At 65.7% G+C, this 24,535-nt stretch carries 24 protein-coding genes; 3 read left to right on the forward strand and 21 right to left on the reverse strand.

Annotation, left to right across the window (positions count from 1 at the left end):
* Window positions 1-51: 51 nt before the first annotated feature.
* Complete coding sequence (locus BT264_RS01730; protein WP_072436045.1) at window positions 52-1,230, reverse strand: PA0069 family radical SAM protein; 1,179 nt, start codon at window positions 1,228-1,230, stop codon at window positions 52-54.
* Between the two features lie 90 nt (window positions 1,231-1,320).
* Window positions 1,321-1,809: an Lrp/AsnC ligand binding domain-containing protein gene (locus BT264_RS01735; RefSeq protein WP_012492860.1), complete on the reverse strand. Its 489-nt coding sequence runs from the start codon at window positions 1,807-1,809 to the stop codon at window positions 1,321-1,323.
* A 145-nt stretch (window positions 1,810-1,954) separates the two neighbouring features.
* On the opposite strand from BT264_RS01735, the gene BT264_RS01740 reads away from it, so the two are divergent.
* Entirely contained in the window at window positions 1,955-3,241 is a 1,287-nt protein-coding gene (locus tag BT264_RS01740) for a D-amino acid dehydrogenase (protein ID WP_072436046.1), read from the forward strand.
* A 102-nt stretch (window positions 3,242-3,343) separates the two neighbouring features.
* On the opposite strand, the gene BT264_RS01745 is transcribed toward BT264_RS01740, so the two are convergent.
* The 5 genes from BT264_RS01745 to BT264_RS01765 all read right to left on the reverse strand — a co-directional run bounded on the left by BT264_RS01745 (window position 3,344) and on the right by BT264_RS01765 (window position 7,778).
* On the reverse strand, window positions 3,344-4,279 hold the full coding sequence (locus BT264_RS01745) for an electron transfer flavoprotein subunit alpha/FixB family protein (protein WP_072436047.1): 936 nt from the start codon (window positions 4,277-4,279) through the stop codon (window positions 3,344-3,346).
* Window positions 4,280-4,295: 16 nt separating this feature from the next.
* A complete protein-coding gene (locus BT264_RS01750; protein WP_072436048.1) occupies window positions 4,296-5,045 on the reverse strand; it encodes an electron transfer flavoprotein subunit beta/FixA family protein in 750 nt (249 codons plus the stop codon).
* Window positions 5,046-5,273: 228 nt separating this feature from the next.
* Window positions 5,274-6,068 carry a MetQ/NlpA family ABC transporter substrate-binding protein gene (locus BT264_RS01755; protein WP_072436049.1) on the reverse strand — a complete coding sequence of 265 codons (795 nt, stop codon included), beginning with the start codon at window positions 6,066-6,068 and terminating at the stop codon, window positions 5,274-5,276.
* A gap of 32 nt (window positions 6,069-6,100) precedes the next feature.
* The gene (locus BT264_RS01760) at window positions 6,101-6,754 is read right to left on the reverse strand and encodes a methionine ABC transporter permease (RefSeq protein WP_006486982.1); all 654 of its coding nucleotides are present in this window, start codon (window positions 6,752-6,754) and stop codon (window positions 6,101-6,103) included.
* The gene (locus BT264_RS01765) at window positions 6,744-7,778 is read right to left on the reverse strand and encodes a methionine ABC transporter ATP-binding protein (protein WP_034183046.1); all 1,035 of its coding nucleotides are present in this window, start codon (window positions 7,776-7,778) and stop codon (window positions 6,744-6,746) included. The genes BT264_RS01760 and BT264_RS01765 overlap by 11 nt, the downstream gene beginning before the upstream one ends.
* Window positions 7,779-7,996: 218 nt before the next feature.
* On the opposite strand from BT264_RS01765, the gene BT264_RS01770 reads away from it, so the two are divergent.
* Entirely contained in the window at window positions 7,997-8,917 is a 921-nt protein-coding gene (locus BT264_RS01770) for an alpha/beta hydrolase (RefSeq protein WP_072436422.1), read from the forward strand.
* 31 nt (window positions 8,918-8,948) lie between these two features.
* On the opposite strand, the gene BT264_RS01775 is transcribed toward BT264_RS01770, so the two are convergent.
* Window positions 8,949-9,872, reverse strand: a complete 924-nt coding sequence (locus BT264_RS01775) for a histone deacetylase family protein (RefSeq protein ID WP_072436050.1) — start codon at window positions 9,870-9,872, stop codon at window positions 8,949-8,951.
* A 43-nt stretch (window positions 9,873-9,915) separates the two neighbouring features.
* Between BT264_RS01775 and mltB the strand changes: the two genes are divergently transcribed.
* Window positions 9,916-11,259 (forward strand): lytic murein transglycosylase B, encoded by a 1,344-nt coding sequence (mltB, locus tag BT264_RS01780; protein ID WP_072436051.1) that lies wholly within the window; start codon window positions 9,916-9,918, stop codon window positions 11,257-11,259.
* A 66-nt stretch (window positions 11,260-11,325) separates the two neighbouring features.
* On the opposite strand, the gene cysM is transcribed toward mltB, so the two are convergent.
* From cysM to pheA, 13 genes are all read right to left on the reverse strand, one after another.
* On the reverse strand, window positions 11,326-12,228 hold the full coding sequence (gene cysM, locus BT264_RS01785; RefSeq protein ID WP_072436052.1) for a cysteine synthase CysM: 903 nt from the start codon (window positions 12,226-12,228) through the stop codon (window positions 11,326-11,328).
* A gap of 214 nt (window positions 12,229-12,442) precedes the next feature.
* Window positions 12,443-12,805, reverse strand: a complete 363-nt coding sequence (locus tag BT264_RS01790; RefSeq protein WP_072436053.1) for a ComEA family DNA-binding protein — start codon at window positions 12,803-12,805, stop codon at window positions 12,443-12,445.
* 73 nt (window positions 12,806-12,878) lie between these two features.
* The gene (rfaD, locus tag BT264_RS01795) at window positions 12,879-13,871 is read right to left on the reverse strand and encodes an ADP-glyceromanno-heptose 6-epimerase (RefSeq protein WP_072436054.1); all 993 of its coding nucleotides are present in this window, start codon (window positions 13,869-13,871) and stop codon (window positions 12,879-12,881) included.
* Window positions 13,872-13,934: 63 nt separating this feature from the next.
* Entirely contained in the window at window positions 13,935-14,885 is a 951-nt protein-coding gene (rfaE1, locus tag BT264_RS01800) for a D-glycero-beta-D-manno-heptose-7-phosphate kinase (protein ID WP_072436055.1), read from the reverse strand.
* 7 nt (window positions 14,886-14,892) lie between these two features.
* The gene (locus BT264_RS01805; RefSeq protein WP_072436056.1) at window positions 14,893-16,293 is read right to left on the reverse strand and encodes a UDP-glucose dehydrogenase family protein; all 1,401 of its coding nucleotides are present in this window, start codon (window positions 16,291-16,293) and stop codon (window positions 14,893-14,895) included.
* Between the two features lie 90 nt (window positions 16,294-16,383).
* On the reverse strand, window positions 16,384-17,556 hold the full coding sequence (gene lapB, locus BT264_RS01810) for a lipopolysaccharide assembly protein LapB (protein ID WP_034183039.1): 1,173 nt from the start codon (window positions 17,554-17,556) through the stop codon (window positions 16,384-16,386).
* A 53-nt stretch (window positions 17,557-17,609) separates the two neighbouring features.
* Entirely contained in the window at window positions 17,610-17,903 is a 294-nt protein-coding gene (locus BT264_RS01815) for a lipopolysaccharide assembly protein LapA domain-containing protein (RefSeq protein WP_034183038.1), read from the reverse strand.
* Window positions 17,904-18,114: 211 nt separating this feature from the next.
* Complete coding sequence (locus tag BT264_RS01820; RefSeq protein WP_072436057.1) at window positions 18,115-18,438, reverse strand: integration host factor subunit beta; 324 nt, start codon at window positions 18,436-18,438, stop codon at window positions 18,115-18,117.
* 22 nt (window positions 18,439-18,460) lie between these two features.
* Complete coding sequence (rpsA, locus tag BT264_RS01825; protein ID WP_034183438.1) at window positions 18,461-20,173, reverse strand: 30S ribosomal protein S1; 1,713 nt, start codon at window positions 20,171-20,173, stop codon at window positions 18,461-18,463.
* A 142-nt stretch (window positions 20,174-20,315) separates the two neighbouring features.
* The gene (gene cmk / locus BT264_RS01830) at window positions 20,316-21,002 is read right to left on the reverse strand and encodes a (d)CMP kinase (RefSeq protein WP_072436058.1); all 687 of its coding nucleotides are present in this window, start codon (window positions 21,000-21,002) and stop codon (window positions 20,316-20,318) included.
* A gap of 13 nt (window positions 21,003-21,015) precedes the next feature.
* The gene (gene aroA, locus BT264_RS01835; protein ID WP_034183036.1) at window positions 21,016-22,320 is read right to left on the reverse strand and encodes a 3-phosphoshikimate 1-carboxyvinyltransferase; all 1,305 of its coding nucleotides are present in this window, start codon (window positions 22,318-22,320) and stop codon (window positions 21,016-21,018) included.
* Between the two features lie 13 nt (window positions 22,321-22,333).
* Window positions 22,334-23,260 (reverse strand): prephenate dehydrogenase, encoded by a 927-nt coding sequence (locus BT264_RS01840; protein WP_072436059.1) that lies wholly within the window; start codon window positions 23,258-23,260, stop codon window positions 22,334-22,336.
* A 177-nt stretch (window positions 23,261-23,437) separates the two neighbouring features.
* The gene (gene pheA, locus BT264_RS01845) at window positions 23,438-24,520 is read right to left on the reverse strand and encodes a prephenate dehydratase (protein WP_072436060.1); all 1,083 of its coding nucleotides are present in this window, start codon (window positions 24,518-24,520) and stop codon (window positions 23,438-23,440) included.
* Between the last annotated feature and the right edge of the window lie 15 nt (window positions 24,521-24,535).

Consider the following 24,535-nt stretch of genomic DNA (forward strand, 5'->3'; position numbering starts at 1 on the left):
CGTAACGAGCGCGACACACCGGCGCCGACGAGCACCGATATTGCGCGCCAGTCAGAACAGATTCAACTGCATGTCGTCGCGCGACTTCGCGCCGGCAGCGCGCACTGCCATGCGCGGCGCAGGCACTGCGGCGGCCGGCGCGCCGCGAAACTGCGACAGATCGAGGATGCCGTTCGTGCGCTCGTTCAGCCCGAGCCGCTTGACGGCCTGGCGGAAACGCTGCCGCAACAGGTCGGCCCAGATCCCCTCGCCTTTCATCCGTTTCGAGAAATCCGAGTCGTAGTCTTTCCCGCCGCGCATGTCGCGCACGCGGTTCATCACGCGCTCCGCGCGATCGGGAAAATGCGCGGCGAGCCAGTTCTTGAACAGCGGCGCGACCTCCCACGGCAACCGCAGGATGATGTAGCTCGCGTGCGTCGCGCCCGCTTCCGCGCATGCTTCGAGCACGCGCTCCATGTCGGGCTCGGTGACGAACGGGATCACCGGCGCAATGCTCACGCCGACCGGAACGCCTGCATCGCGCAGCGCGCGGATCGTGCGCAACCGGCGCGCCGGCGTCGCCGCCCGCGGCTCAAGCGTGCGCGAGAGATCGGCATCGAGCGTCGTGATCGTGACTGCCGCCATCACCTGCCCGCGCTCCGCCATCGGTGCAAGCAGGTCGAGATCGCGCTCGATCAGCGACGACTTCGTGATCGCGGCGAACGGCAACCCGCGATCGTGCATCACCTGGATCACGCTGCGCGTGATGCGCAGGTCGCGCTCGACCGGCTGATAGGCGTCGGTATTGACGCCGAGCGCGATCGGCTCAGGCACGTAGCGCTTGCGCGAAATCTCGCGCTCGAGCAGTTCGGCCGCATTGACCTTCGCGTAGATGCGGCTTTCGAAATCGAGCCCCGGCGACAGGCCGAGATAGCTGTGCGTCGGCCGTGCGAAGCAGTAGATGCAGCCGTGCTCGCAACCGCGATACGGATTGAGCGATACGCTGAACGGAATATCGGGCGACTGGTTGTGCGTCAGGATGCTCTTCGCACGCTCCTCGAACACCTGCGTGCGCAGCGGCGCGGCGAAGTCGGCATCGTCCGACTCGTGCGTCCAGCCGTCGTCGACCGCTTCGCGCTGCGCGAGCTCGTACCGCCCCTGCAGGTTGTCGACCGCACCGCGCCCCTTGCGGGGCACGGGCGGCGCTACCGGAAATTCGTTGTCGGATCGATCGTCCATGTGCCCACCCATTCGCCTGCGCTCAATACTGTACATTTATACAGTATTGAGCGCAGCATGCCAAGGGCGGGATAAGGGGCCCGGTAACGGGCCGCCGGCGCGTCACTCGCCGACCGCGATCGTCAGCGTTTCCTTGATTTCCTCCATCACGACATAGCTCTTCGACTGCACGGCGCCGGGCAACTGCAGCAGGATGTCGCCGAGCAGCTTCCGGTAGTCGGCCATCTCGCCGATCCGCGCCTTGATCAGGTAGTCGAAATCGCCGGATACGAGGTGGCATTCGAGCACCTCGTCGATCTTCATCACTTCCCGACGGAATTGCTCGAACATGTTGCCGCCCTTGTGGCCGAGCGTGATCTCGACGAACACCAGCAGCGCGGCACCCAGCTGGCCCGGGTCGACCCGCGCGTGATAGCCGGTGATCACGCCGTCCCGCTCCATGCGCCGCACGCGCTCGATGCACGGCGTGACAGTCAGGCCGACCTGTTCCGCGAGGTCTTTCATCGCCATCCGGCCGTCGTCCTGGAGCAGTTTGAGGATGCGTCGGTCGAGCTTGTCGAGCGAGCGTACGGGCTGACGTTGCGTTCTCATTTGTTTATGCTGAAAACCTGAAAAATACGATAACAAAACCTGCACATTCGACAATACCATAGCTCAAAAAACTAGATCAGCTAGAGGTTACACGGAACCGCGGGTGCGTCCGGCCTCGATCTGGTCCCTTCCATCTGGAGCAGCTATGCGAGTCGTCATTCTGGGCAGCGGTGTGGTGGGCGTGGCAAGCGCGTATTACCTCGCGCGCGCCGGTCATGAAGTCACTGTGATCGACCGGGAAGCCGGCCCTGCGCTCGAGACGAGCTTCGCGAACGCGGGCCAGATCTCCCCCGGCTATGCCGCGCCGTGGGCCGCGCCCGGCGTGCCGCTGAAGGCCGTCAAATGGATGTTCGAAAAGCATGCACCGCTCGCGATCCGTCTCGACGGCACGCGCTTCCAGCTCCAGTGGATGTGGCAGATGCTGCGCAATTGCACGACCGAGCGCTATGCAGTCAACAAGGGCCGCATGGTCCGCCTCGCCGAATACAGCCGCGACTGCCTGCAGGCGCTGCGCGCCGACACAGGCATCCAGTACGAAGGGCGCACGGGCGGCACGCTGCAGCTGTTCCGCACGCAGCAGCAACTCGACGGCGCGGCGAAGGACATCGCCGTGCTGCAGGAAGCGAACGTGCCGTTCGAACTGCTGTCGCCGGCCGACCTGAAGAATGCCGAACCGGCGCTCGCCGCCGTGTCGCACAAGCTGACGGGCGGCCTGCGCCTGCCGGGCGACGAAACGGGCGATTGCCAGCTGTTCACGACGCGCCTCGCGGCGCTCGCCGAATCGCTCGGCGTCAAGTTCCGCTACAACACGCCGATCGACGCGCTCGCGATTGCCGGCGGCAAGATCGCCGGCGTGCAATGCGGCAGCGAGACGGTGCGCGCGGACGCGTACGTCGTCGCGCTCGGCTCGTACTCGACCAACTTCATCTCGAACCTGATGAAGATCCCGGTCTATCCGCTGAAGGGCTATTCGATCACCGCGCCGATCGTCAACGAAGCGGCCGCGCCCGTGTCGACCGTGCTCGACGAGACCTACAAGATCGCGATCACGCGTTTCGACCAGCGCATCCGCGTCGGCGGCATGGCGGAAATCGTCGGCTTCGACAAGAACCTGCGCGCCGCACGCCGCGAAACGCTCGAGATGTGCGTGAACGACCTGTTCCCGGGCGGCGGCGATACGTCGAAGGCGACGTTCTGGACGGGCCTGCGCCCGATGACGCCGGACGGCACGCCGATCGTCGGCCGCACGCCGGTGTCGAACCTGTTCCTGAACACCGGCCACGGCACGCTCGGCTGGACGATGTCGTGCGGTTCGGGCCAACTGCTCGCAGACTTGATCTCGGGCAAGAAGCCGGCGATCCAGGCCGACGACCTGTCGGTGCACCGTTACCTGAAGGAAGTGGCCGGCCAGACGCGTCCGGCATACGCATAAGCCGCGGCGGCCCGCAGCAATGCGGGTCGGCCGGCATCGAAAAAAAGGGGCGCTCGTAGCGCCCCTTGCTCCGTGTACTTACCGCTGAAGCGTCACGCCGCGTCAGCCGAGCTCGGCCACGAGTTCCGGCACGAGCGTGAACAGATCGCCGACGAGGCCGTAGTCGGCCACGCTGAAGATCGGCGCTTCCGGATCCTTGTTGATCGCGACGATCACCTTCGAATCCTTCATGCCTGCCAGATGCTGGATCGCACCCGAGATGCCCACCGCGATGTACAGCTGCGGCGCGACGATCTTGCCGGTCTGGCCGACCTGGTAGTCGTTCGGCACGTAGCCGGCGTCGACTGCCGCGCGCGATGCGCCGAGTGCGGCCGACAGCTTGTCCGCCAGCGGCTCGAGCACCTTCGTGTAGTTTTCACCGCTGCCCAGACCGCGGCCGCCCGACACGATGATACTGGCCGACGTCAGTTCCGGACGGTCCAGCTTCGTCACTTCACGGCTCACGAACTGCGACTTGCCTGCGTCGGCTGCCGCATCGATCTTCTCGACCGAAGCGCTGCCGCCTTCGGCCGCCACCGGATCGAAACCCGTCGCACGCACCGTGATGACCTTGACCGGGTCGCTCGACTGCACCGTCGCGATTGCGTTGCCTGCGTAGATCGGGCGCTCGAACGTATCCGCCGAATCGACCGCCGTGATGTCCGAAATCTGCGCGACGTCCAGCTTCGCGGCGATGCGCGGCGCGATGTTCTTGCCGTACGCCGTGGCCGGCGCGAGGATGTGCGAGTAGTCCTTCGCGATGTTCAGCGCGGTCGCTTCGACGTTTTCCGCGAGGCCTGCTTCGAGCTGCGGCGCGTCGGCCAGCAGCACCTTCGAAACACCTGCGATCTTCGCTGCCGCGTCTGCCGCCGCTTGCGCGTTGTGGCCCGCGACCAGCACGTGAATGTCACCGCCGATCTTCGCCGCCGCTGCCACCGTGTTCAGCGTCGCGGCCTTGATCGACGCGTTGTCGTGTTCTGCAATCACCAGAATCGTCATTTCCTTGCGCTCCCTCTTACAGCACCTTGGCTTCGGTCTTCAGCTTCTCGACCAGCGTCTTCACGTCCGGCACCTTCACGCCGGCCGCGCGCTTCGGCGGCTCGACCACCTTCAGCGTCTTCAGACGCGGCGCGACGTCCACGCCCAGGTCTTCCGGCTTCACGATTTCCAGCGGCTTCTTCTTCGCCTTCATGATGTTCGGCAGCGTCACGTAGCGCGGCTCGTTCAGGCGCAGGTCCGTGGTCACGACCGCCGGCAGCGTCAGCGACAGCGTTTCCGCGCCGCCGTCGACTTCGCGCGCAACCGTGGCCTTGCCGTCGGCGACCGTCACCTTCGACGCGAACGTCGCTTGCGGCAGGCCTGCCAGCGCGGCCAGCATCTGGCCCGTCTGGTTCGAATCGTCGTCGATCGCCTGCTTGCCGAGGATCACCAGTTGCGGCTGTTCCTTGTCGACCAGCGCCTTCAGGATCTTCGCGACGGCCAGCGGCTCGACGCTGTCGTTCGACTCGACGAGGATCGCGCGATCCGCACCGATCGCCAGCGCCGTGCGCAGCGTTTCCTGCGCCTGCGTAACGCCCACCGAAACGGCGATCACTTCGGTTGCGACGCCCGCTTCCTTCAGGCGCACCGCTTCTTCAACGGCGATTTCGTCGAAAGGGTTCATCGACATCTTCACGTTCGCAATGTCGACGCCCGTGTTGTCCGACTTCACGCGGACCTTCACGTTGTAATCGACCACTCTTTTCACTGGCACCAGGATTTTCATGCACACGCTCCAAAGTTACGAATACGACCAGAGGCCATTCTATAGCGAGGCCTCATGACTGCGCGGCCAAGCGGACCCATCCATCGTGGCTGTCGAGGATACCGCTTCTTGGCGACGCGCCAATGATAGCGAACGGTCGTTCTATTTTAAAAGAGAAAAAACCCGGACGCAAAGCCCGGGTTTTCGATCATCGACTCTAATCCCGCCGGGCGCCCCGCACTCTGCCCGTTACCAGGCGGCAATGACCGCGCCGCCGAACTTGCCTTCGATGAACTGCTTCACGTCGGCCGAATGATAGGCCGCAATCAGTTTCGCGACCCACGGTTTGTTCCTGTCCGCGTCGCGAATCGCGAGGATGTTCGCGTACGGGCCGTTCGGCCCTTCGATCGCGATCGCGTCCTGTTTCGGTTTCAACCCCGCTTCCATCGCGTAGTTGGTATTGATCGCGGCCGCGTCGACGTCGCCGAGCGAGCGCGGAATCTGCGCCGCATCGAGTTCGACGATCTTCAGCTTGCGCGGATTGTCGACGATATCGAGCGGCGTCGCCTTCAGCCCCGCATCCGCGCGCAGTTTCAGGAGGCCCTGCTTTTGCAGCAACAGCAGCGCACGGCCGCCGTTGGTCGGATCGTTCGGGACCGCGATGCGCGCGCCGGGCTTCAGTTCGGTCAGCGACTTCACGCGCTTCGAATAGATGCCCATCGGGAACGTGACAGTATCCGCGACCTTGATCAGCTTGTAGCCGCGATCCTTCACCTGCGCCTGCAGATACGGATCGTGCTGGTAGCTGTTCGCGTCGAGGTCGCCCGACGCGAGCGCCGCGTTCGGCTGCACGTAATCGGAGAATTCGACGATGCGGATCTCGAGGCCGCTCTTCGCCGCGACCTTCTTCACCGCTTCCATGATCTGCGCGTGCGGCCCGCCCGTCACGCCCACCTTGATGGTTTCGGCCCGCGCGTGCGCACCCGCGAACAGCGCGGCTGCGCCGAGTGCCGCCGCGAATTTCAGCATGAAGCGTCGTTGCATCGTCTCTCCCCTATTGGATGGTCAATTTCGTCTTATTTGTGGCTCAGCCGGCGGACGAGCCAGTCGCCGAACGACTGCACGATCTGCACGAACACGATCAGGATCGCGACGACCGTCCACATCACTTCCGGCAGATAGCGCTGGTAGCCGTAGCGAATCCCGAGATCGCCGAGCCCGCCGCCGCCGATCGCGCCCGCCATCGCCGAATAGCCGACCAGCGACACGAACGTGATCGTCAGGCCCGCCACGACGCCCGGCAGCGATTCGGGCAACAGCACCTTGAATACAATCTGCGATGTGGTCGCGCCCATCGATTGCGCGGCTTCGATCAGCCCGCGGTCGACTTCGCGCAGCGCCGTCTCGACGAGACGCGCGATGAACGGCGCGGCCGCCAGCGTCAGCGGCACGACCGCCGCGGCCGTGCCGATCGACGAACCCGTGACGAGCCGCGTAAACGGAATCACCGCGACCAGCAGGATGATGAACGGCGTCGAGCGGACCGCGTTCACGATGCCGCCGAGCACGCGATTCACGGCCAGGTTCTGCAGCACGCCCTGGCGATCGGTCAGGTAGAGCAGCACGCCGAGCGGCAGACCGACGAGCGCGCCGACCGCTCCGGAGATGCCGACCATGATCAGCGTCTCCCAGAACGACTGCACGAACATATCGAACATCTCACTCAACATACGAAAGCTCCTCTACCACCACACCTTGCTCGCGCAGGAACGCGAGCGCCTGCCCGACCTTGCCCGGCTCGCCGCCCGCGAGCACCGCGAGCGAACCGAATGCCTGCCCCTGGATCTCGTCGATCTGGCCGTGCAGGATGTTGAAATCGAGCTCGTAACGGCGGATCGTCTCCGACAGGATCGGCTGGTCGACACCCGAGCCCGTGAACGCGAGCCGCAGCAGATGCCCGCTGCCCGTCTTCAGCCGCTCGGCCACGCGCACCTTCAGCGCGGGCGGCAGTTCCTGCGCGATCACGTCGCCGATCAGCGCGCGCGTCACTTCGTGATGCGGCTGCAGGAACACGTCGATCACGCGGCCTTCCTCGACCACCCGCCCCGCGTCGAGCACCGCGACGCGATCGCACACCTGCTTGATCACTTCCATCTGGTGCGTGATCAGCACGATCGTCAGGCCGAGCTCGCGGTTGATGCGCTTCAGCAGGTCGAGAATCGAACGCGTGGTCTCGGGATCGAGCGCGGACGTCGCTTCGTCCGACAACAGCACCTTCGGCTGGCTCGCGAGCGCGCGTGCGATGCCGACGCGCTGCTTCTGTCCGCCGCTGATCTGCGCCGGGTAACGATCCTTCTGTGCGGACAGCCCGACGAGGTCGAGCAGCGGCAGCACGGCGGCCTCGATGTCGGCACGGCTTGCGCCGGCCAACTCCAGCGGCAGCGCGACGTTGTCGAACACCGTGCGCGACGACAGCAGGTTGAAGTGCTGGAAGATCATGCCGATCTCGCGGCGCGCCTCGCGCAGCGCGCCGGCCGGCAGCAGCGTGAGATCGCGCCCGCCGACGACGACATTGCCTTCGGTTGGCCGCGTGAGCAGGTTGATGGTGCGCACGAGCGTGCTCTTGCCGGCGCCGCTTCGGCCGATGATGCCGAACACCTCGCCCTGCGGAATCGTCAGGTTGACGTTGTGCAGCGCCTCGACCCAGCCGCTCGGCCCGGGGAAACGCTGCGAAAGATTGCGTAATTCGATCATGTAAACAAAACGGCGGCCGGCTGGCGAGCAGGCCCGCCAGTCGGCCGCCGATGCATCTGGAATAGCCGGCGATTTTACCGCAAACCCCTCATTCCCCTTAATAATCGATTTCGATCTTTTCATAACCTCACGAAATTAGAGGGGCACCGCTGGCCCGCCGCGGGAGTGTCGCGACTATGATCCGGAACACGCATGCCAACGAACAGGGGACCCGCCAGATGACCGCCACCACCACGCCGGCCACCGCACCTGCCACCGCCGGATCGGCGCCTGCGTCGCCGCCGGCGCCGAAAATGGGCCGGCTGCGCACCACGGACGGGCTCGAACTGGCGTCGTACCGCTGGCCGGCCGGCAGCGGCACCGCGCCGCCGCGCGCGACGATCGCGCTCGTGCACGGCCTCGCCGAACACGCGGGCCGTTATGCCGCGCTCGCCGGCCGGCTGAACGCGGCCGGCATCGACGTGCTCGCGATCGATCTGCGCGGGCACGGCCAGTCGCCCGGCAAGAGAGCCTGGGTCGAGCGTTTCGACGATTACCTTGACGATGCGGATGCACTGGTCGCCGAAGCAGCGCGCGGCAATGCGCCGCTGATCCTGATGGGACACAGCATGGGCGGCGCGGTCGCCGCGCTGTACGCGATAGAACGCGCGCCGGCCAGCGGCCATGCGCTGACGGGCCTCGTGCTGTCGAGCCCGGCGCTCGCACCGGGGCGCGACGTGCCGCGCTGGATGCTCGCGGTAAGCCGCGTCATCAGCCGCGCGTGGCCGACCTTTCCCGCGATCCGGATCGACGCGGCGCTGCTGTCGCGCGATCCGGCCATCGTCGCGGCCAATCGCGCCGATCCGCTCGTGCATCACGGCGCGGTGCCCGCGCGCACCGGCGCGGAGATTCTCGACGCGATGGCGCGTATCGAACGCGGCCGCGGCGCGCTGCGCGTCCCGGTGCTCGTCTATCACGGCACCGAGGACAAGCTGACCGAACCCGACGGCAGCCGTGCGTTCGGCGCGCGAGTCGGCTCGCCCGATCGCACGCTGACGCTATACGATGGCGGTTTCCACGAAACGATGAACGATCTTGAACGCGATCGCGTGATCGACGCGCTGATCGCGTGGATTCACACGCGCGTGCCGGCGCGCTGATCAAGCGCACATGCCGGCGGCGGCCCGCCGGTCAGATGCCGGCCAGCACGCGCAGGTGCGCGACGACACTGCGCCCGAGCGCGGACAGGTTGTAGCCGCCCTCGAGGCAGCTCACGATGCGGCCCTGCGCATGACGACGCGCCACGTCGACGATCTGCGCGGTCAGCCATTCGAAGTCGGCCTCGACGAGGCCGAGGTTGCCGATGTCGTCCTCGCGATGCGCATCGAAGCCCGCCGACACGAACAGCATCTGCGGCTTGAACGCGTCGAGACGCGGCAGCCAGAACATGTCGACGGCTTCGCGGATCGCCATCCCGTTGCTGCGCGCGGGCATCGGCAGGTTGACCATGTTCGGCGCCTGGTGATCGGCGCCCGAGAACGGGTAAAGCGGATGCTGGAAGAAACTGCACATCAGCACGCGCTCGTCGTTGGCGAACGCAGCCTCGGTGCCGTTGCCGTGGTGCACGTCGAAATCGATGATCGCCACACGCTCGATGCCGTGTACGTCGAGCGCATGCCGCGCGGCGATCGCAACGTTGTTGAAGAAACAAAAACCCATCGCGCGCGCGGGCTCCGCATGGTGGCCGGGAGGCCGGACGCTGCAGAACGCATTCGCGTAGCGGCCTTCGATCACCGCATCGGTCGCCGCGATCGCGGCACCGGCTGCGCGCAGCGCCGCGCGCCACGTGTCGCGGTTCATCAGCGTATCGGGATCGATCTCGACGTAACCGTCGACCGGCGTCATGCTCCGGATGTAGTCGATGTGCGCCTGCGTATGCACACGGCCCAGCGCCACCTCGCTCGCGAACGGCGCGGTTTCGTGCACGATCAGGTCGTCGATGCGGCTCGCAATCAGTTGATCCTGGATCGCCGACAATCGGGCCGGGCATTCCGGATGCCATTCCCCCATCTCGTGCAGCATGCAGTCGGGGTGCGTATAGAAAGCGGTTGCCATAAGCTGTCTTCCGCAGCGCGCGGTGCGCCGCAGGTCTCCATCAATGATGTCCATCGTCTGCCGCGAATTCGCCGCTAACTTACCACAACGGGGCCCCGTTTCGCCCCGGCGCGCCGGATGCGTCGGGTATACTGCGCCGAACCCAATCGCCCCGTCCGCCCGCTTCGACATGAATTCCAGCAAGCCTGCCGCCCTTCTCTCCGCGTTGCTCCGTGTTCGCGCTCCGCTCGTCGTCGCCGCCGTCGCCACAGCCCTCGGCGCCGCGCCTGCCGGCGCGCAGACGCAGCCTGCGAAGCCTGCCGGTACGCGCGTCGCACAGGCCCAGCCCCAGCAGCCGGCGCCGCAAGGCCAGACCTTCGAAGAGGAAATCGTTCCCCAGCGTTACGCGAGCAACGCGAAGGTCGACGCGTTCATCGACGAGATGGTGAGCCGCAACGGCTTCGACTCCGCGAGCCTGCATGCGCTGTTCTCGCGCATCAGCTATTCGGCGACGGCGGTCAAGCTCGTGAAGCCCGCCGCGTCGCCGACGGTCAAGAACTGGCGCGTCTATCGCTCGCGCTTCATCGAGCCGATCCGCATCAATGCGGGCGTGAAGTTCTGGAAGGCCAACCAGGCGACGCTGCAGCGCGCATCCGAGGAATTCGGCGTGCCGCCCGAGGTGATCGTCGGCATCATCGGCGTCGAGACGATCTATGGCCGCTACATGGGCAATTTCCGCGTGCTCGACGCGTTGACGACGCTCACGTTCGACTATCCGGACACGCCGAATCGCGACAGCCGCCAGGCAACGTTCCGCAAGAACCTCGAGGATTTCCTGGTCTGGACCCGCGACAACCAGCTCGACCCGACCACCGTGCTCGGCTCGTATACAGGGGCAATCGGGATTCCGCAGTTTCTGCCGAGCAGCATCCGCGAATATGCGGTCGACTTCGACGGCACGGGCCACGTCGATCTGCGCAGCAGTCCTGTCGACGCGATCGGCAGCGTCGCGAACTACCTGAAGCAGCACGGCTGGGAAACCGACCGCCCGGTGGTCTGGCAGATCACGCCCGATACGGGCAGCCTGGGGATCGCACAGGCCGCCGCCGACGGCCAGCCCGAACCGCACTGGGCACTGTCGCAACTGATGCGCGCGGGCATGACGCTGAACGAACCGGCGGTCAATATCACGACCGAAGCCGCCACGCCGGTGACCGTGGTCGACCTGCCGTCGCCGGGGCGCGCGACCGAATACATGCTCGGGCTGAAGAATTTCTACGTGCTGACGCGCTACAACCGCAGCTTCTTCTACGCACTTACCGTGTACCAGCTCGGCGAGGCCGTGAAGGCGCAGATGGAAGCGAGCGGCGCGCTGAAGCCGGCCAACGCAGACGAGCAAGCGCAGTAGGCAACGCCCCCGCCCAAACAAAAAACGCCGCAACTGCGGCGTTTTTTTATCGCGTGCGGGACGGGTTCAGGCCGGGAACACGCCCGTGGACAGATAGCGGTCGCCGCGATCGCAAACGATGAACACGATCGTCGCGTTCTCGACCTGACGCGCGATGCGCATCGCGACTTCGCATGCGCCGCCCGACGAAATGCCCGCGAAGATGCCTTCGACAGCCGCCAGCCGGCGCGCCATCGTTTCGGAGGCGGCCTGGCTCACGCTCTCGACGCGGTCGACGCGGCTGCGATCGAAGATCGTCGGCAGATAGGCTTCCGGCCACTTGCGGATGCCTGGAATGCGCGAACCTTCTTCCGGCTGCGCACCGACGATCTCGATCGCGGGATTCTGTTCCTTCAGATACTGCGACACGCCCATGATCGTGCCGGTCGTGCCCATCGCCGACACGAAGTGCGTCACCCGCCCGTCGGTGTCGCGCCAGATTTCCGGACCGGTCGCTTCGTAGTGCGCGACCGGGTTGTCGGGGTTGGCGAACTGATCGAGGATCACGCCCTTGCCCTCGCGTTGCATCTGGTCCGCCAGGTCACGCGCCAGTTCCATCCCGCCCTTCATCGGCGTGAGGATGATCTCGGCTCCATAGGCCGCCATGCTCTGGCGGCGCTCGACTGACAGGTCCTCCGGCATGATCAGCACCATCTTGTAGCCGCGAATCGCCGCTGCCATCGCGAGCGCGATGCCCGTGTTGCCGCTCGTCGCCTCGATCAGCGTATCGCCCGGCTTGATGCGCCCGCGCGCCTCGGCCTTGCTGATCATCGACAGCGCCGGACGATCCTTCACCGAACCGGCCGGATTGTTGCCTTCGAGCTTCGCGAGCACCACGTTGTTGCGCGCGCGAATCTCGTCGTCCGGCAAGCGGACCAGTTGCACGAGCGGCGTATTGCCGATCGTGTCTTCGATAGTTTTGTAAGCCATGGGTATACCGTGAGTACGAGGCCGATCAATCGGTCGATTGTAAACCAGCACCGCCGCTCGCGCCGGCAACCCCTTTGCGACGATGGAATACGCATGCCGCGCGATTCGCGATCGCCGCGCACGCAGCGCGCACGCAAAAAACCCGCGGCATGCCGCGGGAAGCCGTCGCAATGACGGCGACTGAAGGAGCTCTTTGTCGGTCGCGCGCGACGCGTTACTTCTGCGCAGTGCGGGCAGGTGCCGCGGCGGGCTTTGCTGCTGCCGCCTTGCCCGCGACCGGCGCGGCTGCAGTGCCCGAGCCGGCCGCGCCTGCGCCGGCCGCACCTATCGTCAGCCCTTCCTGCTGAAGTCGCTCGACGGTATGGCCGCCCATGCCTTTCACGCGTGACGCGAGATCGTCCGCACTCCTGAACGGACCACGCGCGCCGCGTTCGTCCAGAATCGCCTTCGCCCGCGCCGGGCCGATGCCCTTGATGCCGACGAGCGCATCCTCGTTCGCGGTGTTGACGTCGACGGCCGCCCAGGCCGACGCGACTGCGCCGAGCATGACCGCTGCGGCAAACCATTTTCTGATCATGTGCTGGATCTCCGATGAAAACGGCCGGCGGCTGCCGACCGTGAGACCCAGTCTATCGATGCAACGCTTCTGTTTAAACCTGGCCGGACAGCCAACGAACGTAGCGGTCGACGCCTTCCTGCACGGTCAGGAACGGTGCGTCGTAGCCGGCCGCGCGCAGTTTCGTCTGGTCGGCCTGCGTGAAGCACTGGTACTTGCCGCGCAACGCATCGGGGAACGGCACGTATTCGATCAGCCCCTGCTCGACCTGCTGCGCGAGCGTCAGCGGCGGCAGGTTGTCAAGCGCACGCAGCGTATTCACGACCGTCGACGCGATATCGTTGAACGGCTGCGCACGGCCCGTGCCGAGGTTGAAGATGCCCGACTTCTCCGGGTGATCGAAGAAGAACAGGTTCACCTTCGCGACGTCCTCGACCGACACGAAATCGCGCGTCTGCTCGCCCGGTGCATAGCCGTTGTACTCGCCGAACAGCTTCACCTTGCCTTCCGCGCGGAACTGGTTGAAGTTGTGGAACGCAACCGACGCCATGCGGCCCTTGTGCGTTTCGCGCGCGCCGTACACGTTGAAATAGCGGAAGCCGGCGATCTGGCTCTTCGCGGTCGGCAGCACGCGACGGATCACCTGGTCGAACAGGAACTTCGAATAGCCGTACACGTTCAGCGGCGCCTCGACGTCGCGCTCCTCGACGAAACGCGTCGAGCCGCCGTAGATCGCGGCCGACGACGCGTACAGGAACTGCGCGCCCTGTGCGAGGCACGTGTCGAGCACTGCGCGGCTGTAGCGGAAGTTGTTGTCCATCATGTAGCGGCCGTCGGTTTCCATCGTGTCCGAACAGGCGCCTTCGTGGAACACCGCGCGCACCTTGCCGAAATCGCCGCGCGCAAAGCGTTCGACGAATTCCGTCTTGTCGAGATAGTCGTCGATCTCGCAATCGACGAGATTGCGGAACTTGTCCGCGCGCGTCAGGTTGTCGACCGCGATGATGCGCGTCTCGCCGCGCTCGTTGAGCGCCTTGACGATGTTCGCGCCGATAAAACCGGCTGCGCCGGTGACGATGAGGGTCATGATCGTCCTGCCTGAAAAGTGCGAGCTACTCGTGCGGCGCGCTCGTCGCGCCGCCGAATGCGCTCAGTGAAACAGTTCGTCGTAGTCCACCGTGGCCGTGCCGAGCTTGCCGACCACGATGCCTGCCGCGCGATTCGCGAGCACGACCGCGTCGACGAGCGGCACGCCTGCGCCGAGCATCGTCGCGACCGTCGCGATCACGGTATCGCCCGCGCCCGACACGTCGAACACCTCGCGCGCGAGCGCCGGTGCGTGCAGTTCACCGGTGGCGGAAAAGAGCGTCATGCCCTCTTCCGAACGCGTGAGCAGCAGCGCGTCGATGCCGAGTTCCGCACGCAGATTCGCGACACGCGCGCGCAGGTCGTCTTCCGATTTCCACTGCCCGACCACTTCGCGCAACTCCGCGCGATTCGGCGTGATCAGCGACGCGCCACGGTAGCGCGCCCAGTCGTCGCCCTTCGGGTCGACGAGGACGGCCTTGCCGGCCGCACGCGCTTTCTCGATCATCGTCGTGACGTGTGTCAGGCCGCCCTTCGCGTAATCCGACATCAGCACGACGTCGTGCTGCGGCAGCAGCGCGTCGAAGCGCGCGAGCCCTGCGAGCAGCACCTCGTGCGTCGGCATCGCCTCGAAGTCGACGCGCAGAAGTTGCTGCTGGCGTGCGAGCACGCGCAGCTTGATCGTGGTCGGCAGCGTCGGGTCGCGCTCGAGATACGGCGTCACGCCGCTGCTGCCGAGCAGCTCGACGATCCGCTCGCCGGGTTCGTCGCAACCGACGACGCACAGCAATCCGGCCTGGCCGCCGAGCGTCACGGCATTGCGCGCGACGTTGGCCGCACCGCCGAGCCGCTCTTCCTGACGCTGCACGTGCACGACCGGCACGGGCGCTTCCGGCGAAATTCGATCGACGTTGCCGAACCAGTAACGGTCGAGCATCACGTCGCCGACGACAAGCACACGCGAGCGCGCGAGCTGCGCGCGCGGCACCGGAACGACTTCGCGGAGAGTATTCATCGTGTGATCAGCCACGGGAAAACGACTGGGGATCGACATACGGCCGGCCGATCGCATAGTAGTCGATGCCCAGTTCGGCCATCGCGTCCGGCTCGTACAGGTTGCGCCCGTCGAAAATCACCGGCGCCTTCAGTTCGGCCTTCAGGCGCGTGAAATCGGGGCTCCGGAATTCCTTCCATTCGGTCACGATCACGAGCGCGTCCGCACCCGTCACGGCGACGTCCTGCGTATCGACGAGCTGCAGCCGCGCGAGCGCGTCCGCATCGTCGCCGAAATCCAGCGCGAACACGCGCCGCGCCTCGTCGACCGCGACCGGATCGTACGCGCGCACGATCGCGCCGCGCTCGAGCAGCGCGGCGATCAGACGGCGGCTCGGCGCCTCGCGCATGTCGTCGGTGTTCGGCTTGAACGCCAGGCCCCAGACCGCGAACTCGCGGCCGGTCAGGTCGGCGCCGAAGCGCTGCTCGATCTTGCCGATCAGCACGTCCTTCTGCGCATGGTTGGCCGCCTCGACAGCTTCCAGGATGCGCAGCGGCTGGCCGTTCTCGCCCGCGGTGCGAATCAGCGCCTGGACGTCCTTCGGGAAGCACGAGCCGCCGTAGCCGACGCCCGCGTACAGGAAGTGATAGCCGATACGCGGATCGGAGCCGATCCCGCGGCGCACGGCCTCGATGTCGGCGCCGACCTTGTCGGCAAGATTCGACATTTCGTTCATGAACGAGATACGCGTCGCAAGCATTGCATTCGCCGCATATTTCGCGAATTCGGCCGAACGAACGTCCATGTAGATCGTCCGCTCGTGGTTGCGGTTGAACGGTGCGTAAAGCTTCTTCATCTTCTCGCGCGCGATCGTGCCCGTCTCGTCGCCGTCGACACCGATGATGATCCGGTCAGGGCGCATGAAGTCCTCGACCGCGGCGCCTTCCTTCAGGAATTCCGGGTTCGACACGACCGAGAAGCGATGCGCGACGCTGCCCCCGAGCCCGCGCGCGGCAAGCGCCTCGTCGACCACGCCGCGCACGCGCTGCGCGGTGCCGACCGGCACCGTCGACTTGTCGACGATCACCTTGAAGCCCGTCATGTGGCGGCCGATGTTGCGCGCGGCTTCGAGCACGTATTGCAGGTCGGCCGAGCCGTCCTCGTCGGGCGGCGTACCGACCGCAATGAACTGGATCTCGCCGTGCGCGACGCTCGCCTCGAGGTCGGTCGAAAAGCGCAGGCGCCCCGCCGCACGGTTGCGCGCGATGATGTCCAGCAGCCCCGGTTCATGAATCGGCATCCCGCCGTTATTCAGGATGTCGATCTTGCGCGAATCGACGTCGAGACAGAAGACGTCGTGACCGATCTCCGCGAGGCATGCGCCCGTGACGAGGCCGACATAGCCGGTGCCGATGATGGTGATTTTCATAGATGTTCCGGTACTTCCCGGTAATTGACTAACTTGGCCGCCGGGACGAACCCGGCGACAACCGCTGCGCGTTGGCTCCGCGTGCCGGGATCAGCTCGACATCGCAGGTTCGACGCGGCGCGGCGCATAGGTTTCCCAGCCGCTGCATCCGGGGCACTGCCAGTAGAAGAGCCGCGCCCGGAAACCGCAATTCTGGCATGTATACCGTGGCAGATTTTTCGTGCGCTGCTTGATCAGCGCACGCATCATTTCAAGTTCCTTACGACGCGGTTCGTCGGCCGCCGCGATCTGCGCATCGAGCAGGTGCAGCATCCCCGACAGGTTCGGCGACTTCTCCATCTGCGCGCGCGCGAGCGTGTGCGCCGCGTCCTGGCCGCGCAACCCCGCGATATGCTGATAGGCGATGTCGAGCAGGTCGTTCGACGGATAGCGGTCGACATACCCCATCAGCAGCTCCGCGCCGTCGACGTTCTTGCCGAGCGCGACATAGGCCTTCATCAGCTTGTCGGCGACGAGCGGCAGATACGCCGGGTTCTGCGCTTCGACTCGCTTCCAGTGCTCGATCGCAGCCGCGTGATTGCCCTCCGCCTCCGCGGCATCGCCGGACAGGATCGTCGCGCGAACGTTCTGCGGGTTCACGGTCAGCGCGAGCCGCAGTTGCTCTGCTGCCGCGGCCGCGTTCTTGCGCTGCAGCGCGTCCTGCGCGAGTTCGCAGTGAAACTGCGCAATTTCGGTGCCGAGCGGTTTGTCGCTCATCGACTCGATGCGCTTCGCGGTATCGATCGACTTGTTCCAGTCCTTCTCGATCTCGTAGATCGTCAGCAGCGCCCGCTGTGCGCCAAGCGCGTAGTCGCCGTCGGCGAGCTTGTGGAACGCCTCCTCGGCGCGATCGAGCAGGCCGGCCTTGAGGAAATCCTGGCCGAGCTCGTACAGCGCATGGTCGCGCTCGTTGACCGGCAGGTCCGTACGGCTCAGCAGGTTCTGGTGCACGCGGATTGCACGGTCGGTTTCGCCGCGACGGCGGAACAGGTTGCCGAGCGCGAAGTGCAGCTCAACCGTCTCGGGGTCGAGCTTGGCGACCTCGATGAACGCGTCGATCGCCTTGTCGGGTTGTTCGTTCAACAGAAAATTCAGGCCGCGAAAATACGATCGCGGCAGGTTGGCACTCTCCGACAGGAGATTCTTCAGGTCATAGCGTGACGCCGCCCAACCGAGCGCGAACGCAACCGGAATCGCGAGCAACCACCAAAAATCCAGATCCATGCGAAATATCGAAGCAGAGACGAAAACCGCGCGATTATCGCGCGGCGTCCGTGTTAAATGACGGGCGGCATCGGCGGCTGGTCGATGACGGCAGGCGTTTCGCGCGCCGCGCGCAGATCGCGCTTCAGGCGCCCGTTCTCGAGACGCAGACGGAAGATCGAAGGCAGCGCGGACAGCAGGCCGGCCAGCAGCCCCACGACGAAGAACGCGAGGCCGATCAGGATCAGCGGCGCTTGCCATGCATAGCCGGCAACAAAATTCAGCGTCGCGGTTTGCGTATTGGCCAGCGCGAGCACCAGCAGCAGCACGAACACCAATACCCGGATCAGCCAGACGATAAACTTCATGAAGCCCTCTCTTTGTTGAGGTTTGCCGCGGCGCGCGACTCCCCTTCGTCGCACCGAATCGACCCGTATTGTAAAGGAAGCGTTTCCGCGGCTGCGCAGATCCTGCGCGCCCCATTGCGCCACACGATCGCCGGAAATGAAAAAAGCGCCCGCAAGGGGCGCTTTTTTCTTCAGCCTTCGCCGGACAGGTTCCGGGCAAACCGAACGACGCTCAACGCTCGTCGTCCGGATCGTCAGCCTTCAGCGGCTCACCGGCGCGGCCGTCGACGCGTTCACGCAATTCCTTGCCAGGCTTGAAGTGCGGCACGAACTTCTCGGGCACCTGCACTTTCTCCCCCGACTTCGGGTTGCGTCCGACACGCGCCGGGCGACGGTTGAGGCCGAAGCTGCCGAAACCCCGAATTTCGATGCGATGCCCTTTCGCCAGGGCTTCGGACATTGCATCGAGCATCGTTTTCACCGCGAAATCCGCATCCTTGAGGACAAGTTGCGGAAATCGCGATGCCAGCTGCGCGACCAACTCGGATTTGGTCATACTTCAGCAGACCTCGTGAGGCTTACTGGTTCTGGCCGTCGAGCTTCGCCTTCAGCAGCGCGCCGAGGTTGGTCGTACCGGTCGCAGCAGCGCTGGAGTCCGATTGCAGGCCGCGGATCGCTTCCTGTTGTTCGGCCGAATCCTTCGCCTTGATCGACAGGTTGATGCCGCGCGACTTGCGATCGATGTTGATCACCATCGCGTTGACCTTGTCGCCTTCCTTCAGCACGTTGCGTGCGTCTTCGACGCGATCCTGCGAGATTTCCGATGCGCGCAGGTAGCCTTCGATGTCGCCCGTCAGCGTGATGACCGCACCCTTCGCATCGACCGTCTTCACGACGCCGTCGACGATCGAGCCCTTGTCGTTCATTGCAACGTAGTTGCTGAACGGGTCGCCTTCGAGTTGCTTGATGCCGAGCGAAATACGCTCCTTCTCGACGTCGATACCGAGCACGATTGCTTCGACTTCGTCGCCCTTCTTGTACTTGCGAACGGCTTCTTCGCCGGCTTCGCTCCACGACAGGTCCGACAGGTGGACCAGGCCGTCGATGCCGCCCGGCAGACCGATGAACACGCCGAAGTCGGTGATCGACTTGATTGCGCCCGTGATCTTGTCGCCCTTCTTGAAGTTGCGGCTGAAGTCATCCCACGGATTCGGCTTGCACTGCTTCATGCCGAGGCTGATACGACGGCGGTCTTCGTCGATCTCGAGAACCATGACTTCGACTTCGTCGCCGAGCTGGACAACCTTCGACGGAGCAACGTTCTTGTTGGTCCAGTCCATTTCCGACACGTGGACGAGGCCTTCGATGCCCGATTCCACTTCGACGAATGCGCCGTAGTCGGTGATGTTCGTGACCTTGCCGAACAGGCGCGTGCCCGACGGGTAACGGCGCGAGATGCCTTCCCACGGATCGTCGCCCAGTTGCTTGATGCCCAGCGAGACGCGGTTCTTCTCTTGGTCGAACTTGAGGATCTTCGCGGTGACTTCCTGGCCAACCGACAGGACTTCGCTCGGGTGACGCACACGACGCCATGCGATGTCGGTGATGTGCAGCAGGCCGTCGATGCCGCCGAGGTCGACGAACGCACCGTAGTCGGTGATGTTCTTGACCACGCCGTTGACGATCGCGCCTTCCTTCAGCGTCTCGAGCAGCTTCGCGCGCTCTTCGCCTTGCGTCGCTTCGATCACTGCACGACGCGACAGCACGACGTTGTTACGCTTGCGATCAAGCTTGATCACGCGGAACTCGAGCGTCTTGCCTTCGTACGGGGTCGTGTCCTTGACCGGACGCGTGTCGACCAGCGAACCCGGCAGGAACGCGCGGATGCCGTTGACCATCACGGTCATGCCGCCCTTCACCTTGCCGGTGATCGTGCCGGTGACGAGTTCGTTGTTGTCGAGGGCCTTTTCCAGCGACAGCCACGATGCAAGGCGCTTCGCCTTGTCGCGCGACAGGATCGTGTCGCCGTAGCCGTTTTCGAGTGCGTCGATCGCGACGGACACGAAATCGCCCGACTGCACCTCAACCTCGCCCTGATCGTTCAGGAATTCCTCGATCGGAATGTAAGCCTCGGACTTCAGGCCTGCATTGACGACCACGAAGTTGTGGTCGACGCGCACGACTTCGGCGGAAATCACTTCGCCGGCGCGCATGTCTTGGCGGGTCAGCGACTCTTCGAACAGAGCCGCAAAGGATTCGGTATTCGGGGTGGAGGTTTGCAGGTCGGACATAAAAATCTGATTGTGCATGGCTCGCTGTGCCACGCCGGCCGGAATGGCAGGCTGAAAGGGCCAGATCGAAGACCACACGGGGTTAAGGGTTCGAAACACGCTCCGCGCTTGCGACGCGGGGCACCTACCGCTGCCTGCCTTCTCAGGCGGGCTGACCGAGCGCCCGGTACCACTGCAGCACCTGGTCGACTGCTTCATCGACCGAAAGTGCCGACGTATCCAGCAGCTCGGCATCTGCCGCGGGCTTCAGCGGTGCGGCCGCGCGATTGCTGTCGCGCGCGTCACGTTCACGAAGATCCCGGAGCAAGTCATCTATATTAGCAGAAAAACCTTTTTGCATCAATTGCTTATGCCGTCTGGCCGCGCGCGCCTCGGCGCTGGCCGTCAGGAACACCTTCAGCACGGCGTCCGGGAAGATCACCGTACCCATGTCGCGGCCGTCGGCAACGAGGCCCGGCGTCTTGCGGAACGCGCGCTGGCGCGCGACCAGCGCGGTGCGCACGGGCCCGTGCACGGCAATGGCCGACGCGCGGTTGCCGACCGCTTCGGCGCGGATGTCGTTCGACACGTCGATGCCGTCGAGCTGCGCGCAGCCTTCGCGGAACGTGATGTGGAGATCGTCGATCAGTTTCACCAGTGCGTCGATGTCCTCCGCCGCGATGCCGTAGCGCACGCTTGCGAGCGCCGCAAGACGGTACAGCGCACCGCTGTCGAGCAGGTGGAAGCCAAGGTGCGCGGCGACGAGCGCCGCGACGGTGCCCTTGCCGGAAGCGGTCGGGCCGTCGATCGTGATGACGGGAGTCGGGTGAAAGGGTCGGGTCGATTTCATCGGAACAGTCGGGTCAGGCTTTGGCGAGCGCGGCGAAGCGGTCGAAATAGTCGGGGAACGTCTTGCCGACGCACTTCGGATCGTTGATCCGCACGGGCACGCCGCCCAGGCTGACGAGCGAGAAGCACATCGCCATCCGGTGATCGTCGTACGTGTCGATCGCCGCGTTCGGCGTGAGCTTTTCCGGCGGCGTGACGACGAGATAGTCGGGACCTTCCTCGACGATCGCGCCGACCTTGCGCAGTTCGGTCGCCATCGCGGCGATGCGGTCGGTCTCCTTCACGCGCCAGCTCGCGATGTTGCGCAGCGTGCTCGTGCCGCTCGCGAACAGCGCCGCAACCGCGATGGTCATCGCCGCATCGGGGATCAGGTTGAAGTCCATGTCGATCGGCTCGAGCTTGCCGTGGTCGTGGCCGATGCCTCGCACGTCGATCCAGTCGTCGCCCATCGTCACGTTCGCGCCCATCTGCATCAGCGCGTTCGCGAAGCCGACGTCGCCCTGGATGCTCGCACGCCCCACGCCCTCGACGCGCAGCGGGCCGCCGCCAAGCGCGCCGGCCGCGAGGAAGTACGATGCGGACGACGCGTCGCCCTCGACCATGATCCGCCCCGGCGAGCGGTAGCGGACGCCGGCCGGCACGACGAAGCGCTGCCAGCCGTCGCGCTCGACGACCACGCCGAAACGCTCCATCAGCCGGATCGTGATGTCGATGTAAGGCTTCGAGATCAGTTCGCCGTCGACCTCGACGACGATCTTGCCGTCCTTCGCCTTCACGAGCGGCAGCGTCATCAGCAGCGCCGTGAGGAACTGGCTCGACACGTCGCCGCGCACGCGGATCGGCGCATCGACCGAAATCGTCGCGGGCCTGATCCGCAGCGGCGGGTAGCCTTCGTTCAGTTCGTAATCGATCCGCGCGCCGATCTGCCGCAGGCCGTCGACGAGATCGCCGATCGGCCGCTCGTGCATGCGCGGCACGCCGTGCACGCGGTAGTCGCCGCCGTTCACCGCGAGCGCCGCGGTCAGCGGCCGCACGGCCGTGCCCGCGTTGCCGAGGAACAGGTCGGCAGTCTTCGCGGTGAACGCGCCGCGCGTGCCCGTGACGACGCAGGTGTCGCCGTCGCGCGCGAGCTTCACGCCGAGCTTGCCGAGTGCATCGAGCATCACGCGCGTGTCGTCGGAGTCGAGCAGATTGGTGATCGTCGTTTCGCCTTCGGCAAGCGCAGCGAGCAGCAGCACGCGGTTCGAGATGCTCTTCGAGCCGGGCAGGCGCACGGTGCCCGATGCGCTGGAGTACGGGCCGAGATCGAGATAGTCCATGGGAATCGTCCTGTTATTTCTTGACCGGTTCGGCAGCGGGCGTGCCGCCACGCTCCTGCCATGCCTTGCGTGCGGCACGCGAGCGCGTGAACACGGCTTCGAGCGCCGCGCCGTCGCCGGCGTCGATCGCCTCGCGCAGCCGCGCGAGCACGCGCGTGTAGCCGTCGAGTTCGTCGAGCAGCGCCGCGCGGTTCGCGACGCACACGTCGCGCCACATCTCCGGGCTCGATGCCGCGATGCGCGTGAAATCGCGGAAGCCGCCCGCCGCGTACGAGAATTTGAGTTCTGCGTCCGTCTCGCCGAGGATCTGTTCGACGAGCGCAAACGACAGCACGTGCGGCAGATGGCTGATCGACGCAAACACGCGGTCGTGCTGCCCGGTGCTCATCGTGCGCACGTCGGCGCCGGTCGCACGCCACATCGCGTCGATCCGCGCGACCGATTCGGGCGCGTTCTCCGGCAGCGGGCACAGCACGACGTTGCGGCCGACGTACAGGTCCGGCAGCGCGGCCTCGACGCCGCTCGACTCGCGGCCGGCGATCGGATGCCCCGGCACGAACTGTGCGATCCGCGCGCCGAGCGCTTCGCGCGCGGCGGCGGCGACATCGGATTTGGTGCTGCCCGCATCGGTGACGATCGTCGCATCGGCGAGCCACGGCGCGATGCGCGCGAGCAGCGGGCCCGTCTGCGCGACGGGTGCGGCCAGCAGCACGAGATCGGCGCCCGCCAGCGCATCGCGCAACTGCGCGTCGTCGTCGAGCGCCGCCGCGCGGTCGATCACGCCGAGCGACAGCGCACGCTCGACCGATGCGCGCGAACGGCCCACGCCGACGATCTCGCCCGCGTCGCCCGGCGCGCGCTCACGCAGCGCGCGGGCCAGCGATCCGCCGATCAGGCCGACACCGAAAATGACCAGTTTGTTGAATGCAAAGCCTGACACGACAAGAGCCAAGTTACGCGCGCGGAACAACGCCCCGCACACGGAATTCCAGATTCCGGGCAACGGGTCCGCACCCGGCGCGACCTGCACCGGATGCCGCCCGAACCCGCCTTCGGCAGCGCCGATCGGCCTGCCCTGCCCGCCTGGCCGCCACGCCTGCGCGAGCAGGCGTCGGCGTCAGCGTGCGCTCGGATACGAGCCGAGTATCTTCAGGAACGCGGCCTTCTGGCCGAGTTCCGTGAGTGCGGCCGCGACTGCCGCATCATCGCGGTGCCCTTCGATGTCGATGTAGAAGTAGTACTCCCACGTGCCGGCGCGTGCCGGACGCGACTCGAAGCGCGTCATCGACACGCCGTGCCGCGCGAGCGGTTCGAGCAGCTTGAACACGGCGCCCGGCTCGTTCTTCACCGACACGATCAGCGACGTCTGATCATGACCGCTTTGCCCGGCCGGCTGCTTGCCGATGATCACGAAGCGCGTGCGGTTGTGCGGATCGTCCTGGATCTGCGAAAACGCGATCTGCAAGCCGTAATGCGCGGCCGCGCGGTCACCCGCGATCGCCGCGACGGTCGGATCGGCCGCCGCGAGACGCGCGGCCTCCGCGTTGCTCGCCACGGCCTGCCGCTCGAGCTGCGGCGCATTCGCGGCGAGCCACTGCTGGCATTGCGCGAGCGCCTGCGCATGCGCGCAGACGCGCTTCACGCCGTCGAGCGTGCCGCTCTGCGTGAGCAGGTTGTGGTGGATGGGCAGCGCGAGCTCGCCGCTGATCAGTAGTTGCGTCTGCAGCAGCAGGTCGAGCGTGCGCGACACGGCCCCTTCGGTCGAATTCTCGACCGGCGCGACGCCGAACGCGGACGCACCGGCCTCGACCGAACGGAACACCTCGTCGATCGACGGGCACGGCAGCCCTTCGATCGACTGGCCGAAATACTCGAACATCGCCTGTTCGCTATACGTGCCGACCGGCCCGAGGAACGCGACGTGGATCGTCTGCTCGAGCGCGCGGCTCGCCGCCATGATCTCGCGCCAGATTGCGCTGATGTGCTCGCTCTCGAGCGGCCCCGCGCTCATGTCCTGCAGCCGCGCGATCACCTGCAGCTCGCGCTCCGGCCGGAACACCGGCGCGTTGAAATGCTTCTTGACCTCGCCCACCTCCAGCGCCACCGCGGCGCGCTGGTTCAGGAGCGCGATCAGCTGCGCGTCGATCGCGTCGATGCGGTCGCGCAGCGGTTTCAGGCGGGAATTCAGTTCGTCGTCCATGCGTTTTGCCGTGCT

The organism is Burkholderia sp. NFPP32, assembly GCF_900119325.1.
Taxonomy (GTDB): domain Bacteria; phylum Pseudomonadota; class Gammaproteobacteria; order Burkholderiales; family Burkholderiaceae; genus Burkholderia; species Burkholderia pyrrocinia_C.

What these genes read in the sequence shown, in the direction of transcription:
- rpsA (WP_034183438.1), bottom strand. Translation starts at nt 20,173, where the DNA reads ATGTCCGACCTGCAAACCTCCACCCCGAATACCGAATCCTTTGCGGCT.
- mltB (WP_072436051.1), top strand. Translation starts at nt 9,916, where the DNA reads ATGATGTCCATCGTCTGCCGCGAATTCGCCGCTAACTTACCACAACGG.
- BT264_RS01775 (WP_072436050.1), bottom strand. Translation starts at nt 9,872, where the DNA reads ATGGCAACCGCTTTCTATACGCACCCCGACTGCATGCTGCACGAGATG.
- BT264_RS01815 (WP_034183038.1), bottom strand. Translation starts at nt 17,903, where the DNA reads ATGAAGTTTATCGTCTGGCTGATCCGGGTATTGGTGTTCGTGCTGCTG.
- BT264_RS01750 (WP_072436048.1), bottom strand. Translation starts at nt 5,045, where the DNA reads ATGAAAATCCTGGTGCCAGTGAAAAGAGTGGTCGATTACAACGTGAAG.
- BT264_RS01820 (WP_072436057.1), bottom strand. Translation starts at nt 18,438, where the DNA reads ATGACCAAATCCGAGTTGGTCGCGCAGCTGGCATCGCGATTTCCGCAA.
- lapB (WP_034183039.1), bottom strand. Translation starts at nt 17,556, where the DNA reads ATGGATCTGGATTTTTGGTGGTTGCTCGCGATTCCGGTTGCGTTCGCG.
- BT264_RS01805 (WP_072436056.1), bottom strand. Translation starts at nt 16,293, where the DNA reads ATGAAAATCACCATCATCGGCACCGGCTATGTCGGCCTCGTCACGGGC.
- BT264_RS01770 (WP_072436422.1), top strand. Translation starts at nt 7,997, where the DNA reads ATGACCGCCACCACCACGCCGGCCACCGCACCTGCCACCGCCGGATCG.
- rfaE1 (WP_072436055.1), bottom strand. Translation starts at nt 14,885, where the DNA reads ATGAATACTCTCCGCGAAGTCGTTCCGGTGCCGCGCGCGCAGCTCGCG.
- cysM (WP_072436052.1), bottom strand. Translation starts at nt 12,228, where the DNA reads ATGGCTTACAAAACTATCGAAGACACGATCGGCAATACGCCGCTCGTG.
- pheA (WP_072436060.1), bottom strand. Translation starts at nt 24,520, where the DNA reads ATGGACGACGAACTGAATTCCCGCCTGAAACCGCTGCGCGACCGCATC.
- cmk (WP_072436058.1), bottom strand. Translation starts at nt 21,002, where the DNA reads ATGAAATCGACCCGACCCTTTCACCCGACTCCCGTCATCACGATCGAC.
- BT264_RS01755 (WP_072436049.1), bottom strand. Translation starts at nt 6,068, where the DNA reads ATGCAACGACGCTTCATGCTGAAATTCGCGGCGGCACTCGGCGCAGCC.
- BT264_RS01765 (WP_034183046.1), bottom strand. Translation starts at nt 7,778, where the DNA reads ATGATCGAATTACGCAATCTTTCGCAGCGTTTCCCCGGGCCGAGCGGC.
- rfaD (WP_072436054.1), bottom strand. Translation starts at nt 13,871, where the DNA reads ATGACCCTCATCGTCACCGGCGCAGCCGGTTTTATCGGCGCGAACATC.
- BT264_RS01730 (WP_072436045.1), bottom strand. Translation starts at nt 1,230, where the DNA reads ATGGGTGGGCACATGGACGATCGATCCGACAACGAATTTCCGGTAGCG.
- BT264_RS01760 (WP_006486982.1), bottom strand. Translation starts at nt 6,754, where the DNA reads ATGTTGAGTGAGATGTTCGATATGTTCGTGCAGTCGTTCTGGGAGACG.
- BT264_RS01740 (WP_072436046.1), top strand. Translation starts at nt 1,955, where the DNA reads ATGCGAGTCGTCATTCTGGGCAGCGGTGTGGTGGGCGTGGCAAGCGCG.
- aroA (WP_034183036.1), bottom strand. Translation starts at nt 22,320, where the DNA reads ATGGACTATCTCGATCTCGGCCCGTACTCCAGCGCATCGGGCACCGTG.
- BT264_RS01790 (WP_072436053.1), bottom strand. Translation starts at nt 12,805, where the DNA reads ATGATCAGAAAATGGTTTGCCGCAGCGGTCATGCTCGGCGCAGTCGCG.
- BT264_RS01735 (WP_012492860.1), bottom strand. Translation starts at nt 1,809, where the DNA reads ATGAGAACGCAACGTCAGCCCGTACGCTCGCTCGACAAGCTCGACCGA.
- BT264_RS01745 (WP_072436047.1), bottom strand. Translation starts at nt 4,279, where the DNA reads ATGACGATTCTGGTGATTGCAGAACACGACAACGCGTCGATCAAGGCC.